The organism is uncultured Dialister sp. (assembly GCA_900314595.1).
Taxonomy (GTDB): Bacteria; Bacillota; Negativicutes; order Veillonellales; family Dialisteraceae; genus Dialister.
The window spans coordinates 17,397-31,498 of sequence record OMVW01000021.1 but is presented as its reverse complement, the minus strand read 5'-3'; the positions used below and the strand labels follow the sequence as shown (position 1 = coordinate 31,498).

Annotated in this window: 12 protein-coding genes; 4 read left to right on the top strand and 8 right to left on the bottom strand. The window is 49.0% G+C overall.

The features are described 5' to 3' along the window. Positions 1–229 precede the first annotated feature (229 nt). From QZN42_RS06520 to QZN42_RS06505, 4 genes are all read right to left on the bottom strand, one after another. Positions 230–892 (bottom strand): TetR/AcrR family transcriptional regulator, encoded by a 663-nt coding sequence (locus QZN42_RS06520; RefSeq protein ID WP_296955597.1) that lies wholly within the window; start codon positions 890–892, stop codon positions 230–232. A 249-nt stretch (positions 893–1,141) separates the two neighbouring features. Next, positions 1,142–1,852 (bottom strand): 16S rRNA (guanine(527)-N(7))-methyltransferase RsmG, encoded by a 711-nt coding sequence (gene rsmG, locus QZN42_RS06515; protein WP_296955594.1) that lies wholly within the window; start codon positions 1,850–1,852, stop codon positions 1,142–1,144. A gap of 296 nt (positions 1,853–2,148) precedes the next feature. Further along, the gene (mnmG, locus tag QZN42_RS06510) at positions 2,149–4,023 is read right to left on the bottom strand and encodes a tRNA uridine-5-carboxymethylaminomethyl(34) synthesis enzyme MnmG (RefSeq protein ID WP_296955591.1); all 1,875 of its coding nucleotides are present in this window, start codon (positions 4,021–4,023) and stop codon (positions 2,149–2,151) included. 69 nt (positions 4,024–4,092) lie between these two features. Then, a complete protein-coding gene (locus QZN42_RS06505) occupies positions 4,093–4,491 on the bottom strand; it encodes a hypothetical protein (protein WP_296955589.1) in 399 nt (132 codons plus the stop codon). 190 nt (positions 4,492–4,681) lie between these two features. On the opposite strand from QZN42_RS06505, the gene mnmE reads away from it, so the two are divergent. Next, positions 4,682–6,061 carry a tRNA uridine-5-carboxymethylaminomethyl(34) synthesis GTPase MnmE gene (gene mnmE / locus QZN42_RS06500; protein WP_296955586.1) on the top strand — a complete coding sequence of 460 codons (1,380 nt, stop codon included), beginning with the start codon at positions 4,682–4,684 and terminating at the stop codon, positions 6,059–6,061. 368 nt (positions 6,062–6,429) lie between these two features. Here the strand turns inward: mnmE and QZN42_RS06495 are convergent, their stop codons facing one another. The 4 genes from QZN42_RS06495 to QZN42_RS06480 form a co-directional block, all read right to left on the bottom strand. Further along, positions 6,430–6,600, bottom strand: a complete 171-nt coding sequence (locus QZN42_RS06495) for a hypothetical protein (RefSeq protein ID WP_296955583.1) — start codon at positions 6,598–6,600, stop codon at positions 6,430–6,432. A gap of 271 nt (positions 6,601–6,871) precedes the next feature. After that, entirely contained in the window at positions 6,872–9,013 is a 2,142-nt protein-coding gene (gene feoB / locus QZN42_RS06490; RefSeq protein WP_296955580.1) for a ferrous iron transport protein B, read from the bottom strand. A gap of 13 nt (positions 9,014–9,026) precedes the next feature. Further along, positions 9,027–9,248 (bottom strand): FeoA family protein, encoded by a 222-nt coding sequence (locus QZN42_RS06485; protein ID WP_296955577.1) that lies wholly within the window; start codon positions 9,246–9,248, stop codon positions 9,027–9,029. A 38-nt stretch (positions 9,249–9,286) separates the two neighbouring features. Then, on the bottom strand, positions 9,287–9,496 hold the full coding sequence (locus QZN42_RS06480; protein WP_296955573.1) for a FeoA family protein: 210 nt from the start codon (positions 9,494–9,496) through the stop codon (positions 9,287–9,289). A 763-nt stretch (positions 9,497–10,259) separates the two neighbouring features. On the opposite strand from QZN42_RS06480, the gene QZN42_RS06475 reads away from it, so the two are divergent. The 3 genes from QZN42_RS06475 to QZN42_RS06465 all read left to right on the top strand — a co-directional run bounded on the left by QZN42_RS06475 (position 10,260) and on the right by QZN42_RS06465 (position 13,903). Next, positions 10,260–11,426 (top strand): DNA polymerase IV, encoded by a 1,167-nt coding sequence (locus QZN42_RS06475; protein ID WP_296955570.1) that lies wholly within the window; start codon positions 10,260–10,262, stop codon positions 11,424–11,426. Positions 11,427–12,078: 652 nt separating this feature from the next. Next, a complete protein-coding gene (locus tag QZN42_RS06470; protein WP_296955567.1) occupies positions 12,079–13,215 on the top strand; it encodes a M20/M25/M40 family metallo-hydrolase in 1,137 nt (378 codons plus the stop codon). A gap of 325 nt (positions 13,216–13,540) precedes the next feature. Next, positions 13,541–13,903, top strand: coding sequence for a helix-turn-helix transcriptional regulator (locus QZN42_RS06465; RefSeq protein WP_296955565.1), 363 nt, complete (start codon positions 13,541–13,543; stop codon positions 13,901–13,903). Positions 13,904–14,102 lie beyond the last annotated feature (199 nt).

Sequence of the window (14,102 nt, the reverse complement as noted above, 5' to 3'; positions counted from 1 at the left end):
TTTTTTTCGACTTTTTTGCACAAAAAAGCACGCACCTTTCGATGCGTACTTGAACTATTTTATGAATTTCTTAAGTTAATGACATTGCTATTAGCTATCGGCCATCCGCCATTAGCCATCAGCGGTTCCATTTTCTCTCAGTCCTGGAGAATTCTATTTCCCATTGAAAAGGCAATAAAAAAGCGGTGCCTTCGATGCTGCACCGCATAAATTCGACAAAACTAACTGCTCATTTCTTCAAGTCTTCATCAGTGGGGACAGACGGCGTGGGGATTTCGCCGGGAATGCCGCCGATCATGTAGGAGTCCAGCATATTTCCTATATCCATACGGGTATAGCCGATAGCGATATCATCGGAAAGTTTCCATTCGCCGTCCATCATGCACCAGATGGTGAGGGCTCCCAGGAAATGGCCCATCACCAGCCGTGCCAGCATCTCTACAGGTGCATCCTTTTTCAGCTCTCCCGGCTTTTCGCCCATATGGGCCGTCATGACTTTCAAAATGGCCCGGCGAAGATTTTCCAGGGCCGTCTGGGTTTCCGTAGGAGTCCCTTCGGATTCCATGCTTTCCCGGAGCCACTGACGGATCATGCGTACACCGCTCCAGTCCGCATCTTTGAAGAGGCCGGCAATGAAGTAGCAGCACCGTTCATACACATTGCTGTCAAGGTTGACTGCTTCTTCCGTCACCTGTTTCCCGGTCTGGAAAGAAAGCTCCGCCACCACGTCTTCCTTGCATTTGAAATAATGGTAAAAAGTGCCTTTGGCTACGCCCGAATCTTTTGTGATATCTTCTACGGACACCTGATCAAAGCCATTTTCACTGATGAGCTTCCTTGCCGATGCCAGGAGCTTTGCCTTCGTCCGTTCTGCCTTTTTCGTGAGTGCCATGAATTTACTGCCTCCTTTTTCAACCCATGGTCAATTTTTTATAGTATAGAACAAAAAGAAATATTTTTCAATAAAAAGTCAATAATCAGTCATAAAAAGATGAAATTTTCAGTTTCCGCCGCATCGGGTGTCTCACAGGGTCTTCTGCCGGCGGTTTTTTGATTTATAGGAACCGTTCACTTTTCCCATGAGTTCAAGCCATTTGGACATAAAAAACGGACCCGGCCTAAGCCGTAGTCCGCCTGATACTTATTCTCCGATAATCGGTTTCTTTTCTGCTATTCCCACTTTTCTGGGATAAGTCTTCGGGCAGGGAGCCGTCTTTTTCAGGAAAAGAATGCAGCGTTTGTCTCCTCCGGGCAGTTCGAATTCCTTCTTTTCCGAAAGGTCTGCGTTCAATTCCCGAAGGATTTTTCCTGCCTGTTTCATTTCCTCCATGGCCCCCGGGCCTTTCATGGCTGCAAAGACACCGCCCACTTTGACGAAGGGCAGGGCCCATTCGGAAATAATGGGCATGGCTTTCACGGCCCGTGCGGTGACCACATCAAAAGCCTCGCGGGTCTTCCTGCGCCTTCCACCTTCTTCGGCCCTCATATGGACGCATTTCACATTTTTGATGCCCAGATTCCTGCAGGCATTTTCCACGAAGGTCAGTTTCTTCTGGATGGAATCCACCAGCACGAAGAGCATATCCGGCCGAAGGATGGCCAGCGGCACACCGGGAAAACCTGCACCGGTGCCAAGGTCAAGCACTTTCCCTTTTTCCGGGAAATATTTTTCATCATACACCGTCAAAGAATCATATATATTTTTGATGAGACTTTCATCTATGTCTTTGATCCCTGTAAGATTCATTTTTTTGCTCATGGCAATGACCATGGCATTATACTCCGTGAGTTTTGCCGCTTTTTCCTCATCAGCGGGAAAACCCAGCACTTCCATCATTTCCAAAGTTGTCATTGTTTTCTCCTCCCGGCAATGACGAATTCCCCGATTTCCCTGCGGGGATGAAATGAAATTGATCTTAGTTTTTAGTTTTTAGTTTTTAGTTGTTAGTTGTTAGTGTTTAGCCGTTAGTCATTCCATTTTCGCTGAAAAACTTTCTTACCAATTACGAAGTTTCCCGGCAATGTTACTATTTCACTAACTGCTCACTGCTATCTGCTAACCACTATTATAATCTCGCGCCTGAAAGGGCGCCACCTTAACGAAGAACGAATCACGAAGAACGATATCGTTAATGACTCTTCCGCAAGTTATACTTTATGCCCCTTCATCCTCTTCACGTACACCATGAGCACCGACATGTCTGCCGGGGAGACGCCGGAGATACGGGAAGCCTGGCCGAGGTTCAGGGGACGGATTTTGTCCAGTTTCTGGCGGGCTTCGATGGAAATGCCTTCCAGAGTCAGATAATCGATTTCCTTTGGCATTTTTTCACTTTCCATGCGGGCAGCCTTTTTCACTGCCGCTTCCTGGCGGGCAATGTAGCCTTCGTATTTCACGGCGATTTCCATTTCTTCCACTGCTTCCGGATCGAATTCCGGGCAGCCCAGGAATTCCACCATTTTCTGATAGGTCACTTCCGGGCGCTTCAGGATTTTGTCTGCGCCGATGCCCGTAGTGAGGGGTGCCGAACCCATGGCTTCGAGAGCTTTATTCGTATCTCCCTTTGGCGTGAACCGCTTTGTCTTGATGAAGCGCATGGCCTCCTCATAGTTCCGTTTCCTTTCCAGGAAATGACGGTATCTCTTTTCGGTGACAAGTCCGATGTCATACCCCTTCTGGGTAAGGCGGAGGTCCGCATTGTCCTGGCGAAGGATCAGCCTGTATTCACTGCGGCTCGTCATCATACGGTAGGGTTCATTGGTGCCTTTTGTGACAAGATCATCAATGAGAGCTCCGATATAAGCTTCGTGACGGCAGAGGATGAATGGTTCTTTTCCTTTGATTTTAAGAGCTGCATTGATGCCTGCCATGAGGCCCTGGGCCGCTGCTTCTTCATAGCCGCTGGTGCCATTCGACTGGCCGGCCGAGTAAAGGCCCGGCATTTTCTTTACTTCCAGCGTCGGATACAGCTGGATGGGGTCCAAAAGGTCATATTCGATGGCATAGGCAGGACGCATGACTTTCACGTCTTCCAGTCCCGGGATAGTGCGGAGGAAAGCATACTGCACGTCAATCGGCATGGAAGTGGACATGCCCTGTACGTACATTTCATTCGTATCGAGACCTTCCGGTTCGATGAAAAGCTGGTGACGCTTTTTATCCGGGAAGCGGACCACTTTATCTTCGATGGAAGGGCAGTAGCGGGCCCCTACTCCGTGAATGATTCCGGCATATTTGGGAGCACGCATGATATTTTTTCGGATAATGGAATGGGTTTCCTCATTCGTATAGGTGAGCCAGCAGTTCCGCTGGTTCCGGTCCGCCCTTTCGTTCATGAAGGAAAAGGCGTGATTTTGTGGATCTCCTTTTTCAAGGGCCATATGGTCCAGATGAAGGCTCCGGCTGTCCACGCGGGACGGGGTGCCTGTCTTGAAACGGAGGATATCAAGGCCATGTTTCTTCAGATTTTCAGAAAGGCCTACGGACGGACGCATGCCATTGGGTCCTCCGGTGTAAATGGTTTCGCCGATGATAATCGAACTGTCCAGATAGGTTCCGGTGCAGAGGATGACTGCCTTTGCCCGGTATTCTTCGTGAAGTTCCGTCGTAATGCCCACACATTTTCCGTCTTCCACGATGATATCCATCACCTGTACCTGTTTGAGGTCCAGATTTTCCGTATTTTCCACCACCTGCTTCATGTAGCGGTGGTACGCATTCTTATCGGACTGGGCCCGGAGAGCATAGACGGCGGGACCCTTTCCCAGATTGAGCATTCTCATCTGGATGGCCGTCGCATCAGCCGCAATCCCCATCTCTCCGCCCAGGGCGTCTATTTCCTTTACCAGATGGCTCTTGCCCGGTCCGCCGATGGCAGGATTACAGGGCATCATAGCCACATTTTCAAGGGAAATCGTAGTGAGGAGCGTCCTGCAGCCAAGCTTTGCAGAAGCCAGAGCCGCCTCGCAGCCCGCATGACCCGCACCCACTACTATTACATCATAAGTATCGATATAGTACAAAGTAATCCTTCTTTCTTACTTCGGATGATTGATTCAGTATATTTTATTATATCATATATTTGATGATAGTCAGCGGATTAATGATTTGAAAACGGAAACGTTTTCTTCTGTGCAGATGCGCCCGGAAAGGTCCGATATATTCTCCGCAAGAAGCCTCACACATTCCGCTGCTGCCACAAGGCCTGCCGTTCCATCAAACATGCCTCCTGCCTTTACACTGTCCAGATGGGAGCCGAGAAGGATTTCATCCGCCATAGGTCCTGCCGGGCGGTAATAGCCGTGCACGTTTCCGGCCGCATCTACCGAAGTGGTCATTCCGCACTCCTCGAAGTACCGGATCGTTTCTTCTCTTTCTTCAATGATAAAATCACTGCCAAAGACGCGGTTCACCGCTCCCGACTCATCGCGCCCGATAGATGCCAGGCGGAGCAGGTTTTTCCTTACAAGTGCCTCATCGATTCTATGCATGGCCAAATGCCTCCTCTCAAATTTCCCTTTTGTGCTGATTATAAAATCAGGAAAAATCCACCGTCAAATGAACACTTCGGCAAAAAGCGGTGAAGAATATTCATTTCCCCGGTCTTTATAGCTTAATACAGTCATTTCTGCTACAATAAAAATGTATAAATTTCAATCTATTTACACAGAGGGAGTCTCTATGTACGAAGAAACGACGATTGCCGCCATTGCCACAAGTCCCGGAGAAGGGGGCATCGGCATCATCCGCATCAGCGGCGAAGAAGCGGCAGCGGTGGCAGACAGGATATTTCATACAAAAAAATTAAAATCTTTTACTGAGGCAGAACCATACCGCATGTATTTCGGCCATGTGGAAAAAGAAGGAAAACGGATCGATGAAGGACTGGCTGTCTACATGAAAGCACCCCATTCCTACACCGGGGAAGACGTGGTGGAAGTGCAGATACACGGATCCATGGAAGCCCTGCGGGAAACGCTGGAGTTCGCTCTGGAAAGCGGGGCCGTCCTTGCCAGCCGGGGTGAATTCACAAAGAGGGCCTTCCTCAACGGCCGGCTGGACCTTACCCAGGCAGAAGCGGTGATGGACATCATCGAAGCCCGCGGGTCTGCCGCCCTTACCCAGGCGGAAAGCCACCTTCAGGGAGCTTTATCCGGTTTCGTGAAAGAATGCAGGGCAAAGCTTTCCGATCTCATTACAAAGCTGGAAGTGACCATTGATTATCCGGAAGAAGACCTGGAAGACCTGACCAACGAGGAAATCAGGGAAGGACTTTCCGGAATTGAAGAATCCCTCTACAAGCTGCTGCAGCGTTCCGAGGAAGGACGCATCATCAAGGAAGGACTCCGCACAGCCATTGTGGGCCGGCCGAACGCAGGAAAATCAAGCCTCCTCAATGCCCTTCTGCAGGAAGAGAGGGCCATCGTCACCGATATTCCGGGCACGACCAGAGATACCATCGAAGAATCCATCAAAATCGGGGGCGTCCCCCTGGTCCTGATGGACACTGCCGGTCTTAGGGAAACAGACAATAAAGTAGAAAAAATCGGCATCGAACGGACCAGAAAATCCATGGAACAGGCTGATCTCATCCTGGCTGTCATCGACTGCTCGGCGCCGCTTTCCCGGGATGATAAAGAACTTCTGGAAGAATTAAAAGGCAGAAAAGCCTTGGTCATCCTCAATAAATACGACCTTCCGCCGGAAATCGGTACAGAAGATATTGAAAAATATGCAGGAAATATCCCGGTAGTCTCCGTTTCCGCCCGCTATGGAAGCGGTGTGGAAGAACTGGAAGAAGCCCTCCGGAAACTGACCGAACATCAGGACAGGGACGCAGGACGGGAACTTTTCCTCACGAACCTTCGCCATGTGAACCAGGTAAAAAAAGCCCTTGCAGCCGTCCGCCGGGCCTCGGAATCCCTTGCCTCCGGCATGCCTGCCGACTGCATTACAGTAGACCTTACGGAAGCCTGGAACGATATGGGTGAAATCACAGGAGATACGGTAGACAATGAACTGATCAACAGGATTTTCGAACGATTCTGCGTAGGGAAATAATGAAAATCATCCGGCAGCCTTTCCCCTGAATCATACCGGATATCCGGATTTTTCCAAATTTCATATCCCTGGATCATCCATCCCCGGGTTCCGGGGACGGAATTCAGAAAACAAAAACAGCGTCTCTGAAGAGGCGCTGTTTTTATATGGAAATCAAAAATATAATGCTTTTCGCCGCTTACCGTTTTCCTTCCCGCCTGTGCGGCCTGTGCAAAATCCCCATAAAAAAGCGGCACTGCCTCAGCAGCGCCACCTTCACGAACCACGAATCACGAAATCTCGAAATAGACTCAATCGGGGCTCGCCGTGACAGGGCTAACCCACGAAAACCGTACGTGACTCAGACCACAAAACGGACAATGTGAGAATTATTCTTTGATTCCCCCGTGGAGTTTCATTTTTCTTGCCTTGCAGGCCGGGCATTCTCCGCCCCCTCCGCAGCAGTCTCCCCCGCCTAAAGTGACGTGGAAGATGTGTCGGCAGGCCAGGACAAAGAGGACCGCAATGATGGCAAGGACGATATAAGTTCCGATGGACATAGTGCCTCCTTATTTCTTATAAATTAAATCTATTTCAAGCATTTAGCTGTCAGCCGTTAGAAAGTCAGTCAGAGGGGAATAGGACTCTGACTATTTCCTTTAAAGAGAAAAGGCGGCCCGCCCGGAGCCGCCTTTCCCTGTAGAGGAGTGTTGGTGGCTGGAAATAATCTGCTTCAAGGGAGAATGTGGACGATAACCGTAGAGATTCATTGTCCAGCCACTTGATTTCCTATAACTAACCACTAACGAATTTACTGATCGCTGATCTGACTCAGGCTTCCTGGCCTACTGCGCCGGGCTCTTTCTCCTTTGGTGCGGGACGGAAGATGAAGTAGAGCGCTGCCAGGCAGAGGATGATCGCTATGCCCTGGCCAATTCCGAAAGCTGCGTCATAGAAGAGCCAGCTGCCAAGGTTGTAGGCTACGAAAGCCATGCAATAGCCGAGAACAAGCTGGAAGCCGATGGCAATGGCTGCCCATTTGCGGTCTCCCATTTCTCTGGCAATGGTTGCGATGGCAACGACGCAGGGCGGGTCGAAGAGGTTCAGGATCATGTAGGAGAAAGCAGCAATTGGAGTGAACATGGTTGCAATTCCGGCCATGATTGCTTCTTCTTCTGCATCATCAGCTACACCATTCAGTACTGCCAGGGTACCGATCGCATCTTCTTTTGCCATTTCTGCAGAAATGACGGCTACAGCGCCTTTCCAGTCACCCAGGCCCAGAGGAGCAAAGAACCAGGAAATCGCATGACCGAAGCCGGCCAGCATGGATTCTTCAATATCTTCTACCATTTCGAGGGAAGCATTGAAAGTGGAGAAGAACCAGATAATGCAGCAAACTGCGAAAATAATGGTACCTGCTTTAATGATGAAGCCTCTTGCTCTTTCCCACATATGGATGAGTACGCCCTTGAGGGCCGGTACATGGTAAGCAGGAAGTTCCATGACGAACGGCGCCGGATCGCCGGCAAATACGGAAGTCTTCTTCAGCGCAATACCTGCGAGGACGATGACTGCAATACTGAGGAAATACATAGCCGGAGCCATGAATACGGAATCCGGGAAGAAAGCGGAAGTAATCATGGCAATGATGACTGCCTTTGCAGAGCAGGGGATAAATGTGCAGAGCATAATGGTCATTCTGCGGTCCCGCTGGTCTTCAATGGTTCTGGTAGCCATGACTGCCGGTACACCGCAGCCGCTGCCCACAAGGATCGGAATGAAGGATTTGCCGGAGAGGCCGAATTTTCTGAAAATACGGTCCATAATGAAGGCAACGCGGGCCATGTAGCCGGAGTCTTCAAGAACGGAGAGGAAGAAGAAAATGGCAAGAATCTGTGGAACGAAGCCAAGGACTGTTCCCACACCGCCGATAATTCCGTCTACGACGAGGCTTTCCAGCCATTCCGGAGCTTCGATGGCTTCCAGAAGTCCGCCGGCTGCATCAGTAACGATTCCTCCGAAGAAATCATCATTCACCCAGTCCGTAATCGGTCCGCCGACGACGGAGCAGGCAATATAGTAAACAGCAGTCATGATGATGAAGAAAATCGGAAGGGCCAGGATTCGATTCGTTACGATCCGGTCGATCTTGTCGGAAGTGGTCATGGTATGAGCGGCCACTTTTCTCTTCAATACGGAATCGATAATCTTTGCAATGTAGCCATAACGCTGATTGATGATGATGGATTCGGAATCATCGTCCAGTTCATCTTCACAGTCTTTGATATGGCCTTCGAGATGGGTCATGACCTTCGGGTCCAGCTGAAGGGCGCCGGTGGCTTCTTCATCTCTTTCAAATACCTTGATGGCATACCAGCGGCTGAAACGTTCTTCCACCTTCGGTGCAATGGTTTCTTCAATATGCGCAATGGCATGTTCCACGGAACCAGTGAATACGGAGGGGAGCTTCACCTGCTGTTTCGCTTTTGCTGCTTCTAATGCTTTTTCAGCAGCTTCCATGCAGCCTTTTCCCTGAAGGGCAGAGATTTCCACCACTTCACAGCCCAGTTCTTCGCCCATCTTCTTGACGTCGATGGTATCTCCATTTTTCTTCACCAGATCCATCATATTGACTGCCATAACGACGGGCAGGCCGATTTCAATGAGCTGGGTGGAGAGGTACAGGTTTCTTTCCAGGTTTGTACCATCGATGATGTTCAGAATAGCATCCGGCTGTTCATTGACCAGGTAATTTCTTGCAACTTTTTCTTCCATGGTATAGGGAGAAAGGGAATAAATCCCCGGCAGGTCCTGGATGATCACATCTTTATGACCTTTGAGGATTCCGTCTTTCTTTTCTACCGTAACGCCCGGCCAGTTGCCTACGTACTGGGAGCTGCCGGTAAGTTCATTAAATAATGTGGTTTTCCCGCAGTTCGGGTTGCCTGCGAGAGCGATTCTGATTGACATGGCTGCTCCTTTCTTATTCTACTTCAATAGCTTCCGCTTCATTCTTGCGAATGGAAAGCTCATAACCGCGAATGGTCAGTTCCAGAGGATCTCCCAGAGGAGCCACCTTTCGTACATAAATATCCACGCCCTTGGTGATGCCCATATCCATGACACGGCGGCGGAGTGCCCCTTCACCATGAATACGCTTCACTTTGGCGGTAGCGCCTACCGGCACTTCCTTTAAAGTTTTCATTCTGAATTCTCCCTTTCTCATCCTATATCATAGAAATATTAAAAATAAATCTTCTGAGCCATGGACTTATCCAGCGCCACTCTGGAGCCTTTCACCTGAACGATGAGGTTTCCGCCCATATGACTCACGATGAGTACCGGCGTATCCACCACGAACCCGAGGTCCGCCAGGTGCTGCCGCACTTCATCTTTACCGGAAATACGGCGGATAATCACTGTATCCCCTTCCTTTGCAAATACAAGAGGCATCAAGTTTATCACCCCGTTTCCCTCAAATTCTGATAACGACTCTCGTTATCACGGTTACATGATAGACTATACTAATTCGATTAGTCAATATACCAAAATTATTTTTATTGGTGGTCCATTTTGATTTTATTAATTATACTTATATTTATTCTGATTAAAATAATGATTTTATTACCTTAAATTGAATATTAGCGGCGTTAACTGATTAAAAATAACGTTGTGTAAATTTGGAATTGATAAGGAAAATATAAAAGATAAAGTGCCTAAAAAGTGCGTAGTTTGTAGTTGTTAGTTTTTAGAAGTTAACTGATGAAAAACTGATGTGGCATATCATCTTCGGCAGCTTTTTCATTGAGGTGAATGGATAACAGGTGAAAGGCTGTGTACCGTAAGGAAACTATATTTGAGACAACTATACATTGGGGTTAATGGTTAATGCGGTCAAACGAAGCCCGCACAATCCCCCGGCTCTTTTGAGGGGAAGCTCCCACCGAAGGCAGGTGTTGCAGGTGTACTGACATGACCAGGCACTTTGTTCGAAAAATATCAAATCGGGCCAAATGATATTCATGCCAACTGAGAGCCGAAGGCAAAATATAAAAGATTCGTGCCGCGAGAGCGGCACACCTTCCCGAAAACCCCGACAATCCCGAGAATTCCCGACATCCCCGATTCAAAAGTGTTTCATCATATAGCTGATTTCCTCTCTCTTGACTCTATCCCCCATCCCCTATATGATGAATAAAAAGGAGGTGCCAAAAGGATGAAACGCTGGATCATGCATGTGGATATGGATGCATTCTTCGCATCCGTAGAGCAGCGGGACCACCCGGAACTCAAAGGCACGCCGGTCATTGTGGGCGGCCTTTCCAAAAGGGGAGTCGTGGCTACCGCATCTTATGAAGCGAGGAAATTCGGCGTCCATTCGGCCATGCCTATTTCCAAAGCCAGAGAGCTCTGCCCCAATGGAAATTTCGTGGTCCCCCGTTTCGATGCCTATAAGGAAGCTTCCGACAAAGTGCATGAAATCATGCTCCACTATGCCGATACCTATGAACCTATCTCCCTGGACGAAGCGTTTCTTGATATTTCCGGCATGGGCAGCCATTACCCGACTTTAGGAGCCATCGGAAGAGCCATCAAGAAAGAAATAAAGGAAAAAACGGAGCTCATAGCCTCCGTAGGCATTGCTCCCAATAAATTCCTTGCCAAAATGGCCAGCGACATGAAAAAGCCTGACGGCCTGTGCATCATTCCCTATGGGAAAGAAAAAGGAATCCTCCGTCCCCTTCCGGTCCGCCGCCTCTGGGGCGTTGGGAAAGTGACAGAAGAAAAGCTGATTCGCGCCGGATTTCATATCATAGGCGATATCCAGGATGCGCCGGAGTCCGCTCTGACCGGCCTCCTCGGTGAAAATCAGGGCCATATGCTGAAACGTCTTTCCGTGGGCCTGGATGACCGGCCGGTGGAAGGCGACCGATCCATCAAATCCATCGGCGACGAATCCACCTACGAGAAAGACCTCACCGGCCTTTCCGAAATCGAGCGGCAGATCGCCATGCACAGCGATATAGTAGCCCAGAGACTTCGGAAACATGAACTGACTGCAAGGACCATCACCCTGAAAATCCGTTTTTCTTCCTTCAAAACCATCACCCGTGCCAGGTCCCTGGATGACGGAACGAGTCTCCAGGAAGAAATATGTGAAAACGCCCTGCTCCTTCTCAAAAAAATTCCCATTCACGAAGGAGTCCGCCTCATCGGGGTCACTGCCTCCAACCTGGGTCCCCCTATTTCCATGGGTTCCCTCTTTGACGACAATAAAGAAAAACGAAACCGCGCCGCCAGGGCCATGGATGAAATCCAGGAAAAATTCGGGAAGAAAGCGCTGCAGAAAGGGTTCTGGGTGGAGTCAGAGGATAAAACATAAAACTCATATCTCCCGGTTAACTTTTGAATCGGGGTTTTCGGGAATCCCGGGAATTATTTCGGGGATGTCGGGAAGGTGGCCGCCAAAGTCATCGGGCGGCCATTTTATATTGAAAAAAGTCAAAAGGGATCCAATGTGTTGTGAAACCGGGCTCTGTAAACCGACGAATACTTAAAAGCTGCTCACTTTTATGCCTCAAGCCTTCACGCCCTGCCGGCGGGCCAAACGAATACCTCATAGCTCCTGTCTCAACTGCCTCAGACCCGCAAGTCGTTGCCGGCAGGCCTTACGAATACCTGAAAGCTGCCAGTTCAATTGCCTCGAACACTTAAGGTCGAAACGAGAGGCCATACGAATACGCCAAAGCCGACCGCTTTTATGCCGCAAAACTTTCCTGCCCTTCTGGCAGGCCTTACGAATACTTCATAGCTCCTGTCTCAACTGCCTCAAACCCGCTAGTACTTACCGGCAGGCCACACGAATACTTCATAGTTCCTGTCTCAACTGCCTCAGACCCGCAAGTCGTTACCGGCAGGCCTTACGAATACCTCAAAGCCTCCTGCTCAAATGCCTTTATTGAAAAAGTCTCAACCGGCAGACCATACCGTGCTATAATGAATACACAATAAAAAACAAAGCGAGGTGCTGACTCATGGTTAATGAAGAACGGATGAAGAAAACTTTCACCGATCTGGTCAAGATGTATGCTCCCAGCAAGGGAGAACGGGACGTGGCGGAGTACCTGAAGAAGGAGCTTAAAAAGCTGGGTGCCGCAAAGATCATCGAAGATAACGATGGTTCTGTGAACGGAGGAAATACGGGAAACCTCATCGCCAGATTCAACGGCAATGCGCCGGGACTTCCTTCCATCGCCTTCACCGCCCACATGGACTGCGTGGAAAACTGCAAAGGCATCGAACCGGTGCTGGAAGATGGCATTTTCCGCTCCAAAGGAGATACCATTCTGGGTGGAGATGACAAGGCAGGCGTTACCGCCATCCTTGAAGGACTTCACCTGATGAAGGAAATGTACATCCCTCATGGCAAAATCACCGTCATTTTCACGGTGCAGGAGGAAATCGGCCTCTTCGGTTCCAAAAATATTGAAGAAAAATATATCAATGATGTGGACTTCGGTTATACCCTGGATGCCGATGGTCCTGCAGGTTCCCTCTTCAATGCAGGTCCTTCGGAATATACCATCGATTTCATCTGCAAAGGGGTAGCCGCCCATGCAGGCATGTGCCCGGAGAAAGGGACCAGCGCTATCCGCATGGCAGCCCTTGGCATTGCGGCCTGCCCGCAGGGACGGATTGATTTCGAAACCACCTGCAACCTGGGTACCATAGAGGGCGGTACGGCCACCAATATCGTCCCGGACTACTGTATCATCCACGGCGAAGCCAGAAGCCGGAATGAAGAAAAACTGGAAAAAGTCGTTTCCGAAATGGAAGAAGCTTTCAAAAAGGCAGCAGAAGGATTCCCGGAAGGCAGCCTTGAGATTCGTAAAGAAAAAGCATACGATGCTTTCACCGTGAAAGAAACAGACCCCTGCCTGAAGCTCTTCAAAGGAGCCTGCGATGCAGCAGGATTCACCATGACCGTGGAAGCCTCCGGAGGCGGCAGTGATGCCAACTGGTTCGGGACCAAAGGATTCCCGGCAGTCCTCGTGGGCGTGGGCATGAAAGATTTCCATACAAATAAGGAAAATCTCGCCCTGAAAGACCTCTGCGATGCCGGTGAACTGGTTTACCGCATTATTGAAGCCGAAAGTCATTTCGGCCATTGATTAGGTGAAAGTTTTCAGTTGTTAGTTTTTCCTGATAAAGAAAGGACCGCCCCCATCCGGAAGCGGTCCTTTTCGTGTGGTAAAAAAGGAAAGCCATCGGTGTCCCGGGATGGCTTTCACAAAAAATCTGCGCACCAGGCACATAAACTGACAACTTTACAATTCTAAAGGAATTATTTCATAAATTTGACAATCATTTTTTTATAGGTTAAAATAGTTAACATATAGATTTAAATGTATCGATAACAAAAAACAACAGAAAAAGATTCTTGCGATATATTTAATTTTATAACGAATACATTTCATAACAGAAAAGGGGATTATTATGGCTTCCAAACCGAGTTACAAAGAATTTGCCACCATCTTCAAGGCTCTTTCCGACGAGACCCGCCTCCATGTGGTGGATATGCTGTCCTGCAGGGAAATGTCTGCCTGTGACATTCTTTCCAATTTCACCCTCTCCCAGTCCACCCTCTCCTACCATATGAAAATCCTCATCGAAGCAGGCGTGGTCAATGCAAGAAGAGAAGGGCTCTGGACAAAGTACTCCATCAACGACGATACTTTCGTACATATCATGGACTTCATTCCGGAACTCTACAAGATGAAGGATGAATGCATCTGCCAGCAGATCAAATATGTAAAGAACCCGCCGAAGCAGGATGGGAAAGACCCCTTTGGAAACTGATTGATTATTGATAAGACCGTTAAAATACGGTCTTTTTTATTGTGCAAAATTTCCCGGCATCTTGCATGAACAATCATCCGTACCGAAGCAGTTTCTGAATCGGGGATGTCGGGAATCCCGGGCATCTCGGGACTGTCGGGAAGGTGCGGCGCAACAGAAAAAGGCGCCGCACCTTCCCGACAAACCCGACATCCCCGAA

Excerpts from the sequence above, each read along its gene's own strand:
- QZN42_RS06465 (WP_296955565.1), top strand. The coding sequence starts at position 13,541 with ATGGCTTCCAAACCGAGTTACAAAGAATTTGCCACCATCTTCAAGGCT.
- QZN42_RS06495 (WP_296955583.1), bottom strand. The coding sequence starts at position 6,600 with ATGTCCATCGGAACTTATATCGTCCTTGCCATCATTGCGGTCCTCTTT.
- QZN42_RS06475 (WP_296955570.1), top strand. The coding sequence starts at position 10,260 with ATGAAACGCTGGATCATGCATGTGGATATGGATGCATTCTTCGCATCC.
- QZN42_RS06505 (WP_296955589.1), bottom strand. The coding sequence starts at position 4,491 with ATGCATAGAATCGATGAGGCACTTGTAAGGAAAAACCTGCTCCGCCTG.
- QZN42_RS06480 (WP_296955573.1), bottom strand. The coding sequence starts at position 9,496 with ATGCCTCTTGTATTTGCAAAGGAAGGGGATACAGTGATTATCCGCCGT.
- QZN42_RS06520 (WP_296955597.1), bottom strand. The coding sequence starts at position 892 with ATGGCACTCACGAAAAAGGCAGAACGGACGAAGGCAAAGCTCCTGGCA.
- QZN42_RS06485 (WP_296955577.1), bottom strand. The coding sequence starts at position 9,248 with ATGAAAACTTTAAAGGAAGTGCCGGTAGGCGCTACCGCCAAAGTGAAG.
- QZN42_RS06470 (WP_296955567.1), top strand. The coding sequence starts at position 12,079 with ATGGTTAATGAAGAACGGATGAAGAAAACTTTCACCGATCTGGTCAAG.
- rsmG (WP_296955594.1), bottom strand. The coding sequence starts at position 1,852 with ATGACAACTTTGGAAATGATGGAAGTGCTGGGTTTTCCCGCTGATGAG.
- mnmE (WP_296955586.1), top strand. The coding sequence starts at position 4,682 with ATGTACGAAGAAACGACGATTGCCGCCATTGCCACAAGTCCCGGAGAA.
- feoB (WP_296955580.1), bottom strand. The coding sequence starts at position 9,013 with ATGTCAATCAGAATCGCTCTCGCAGGCAACCCGAACTGCGGGAAAACC.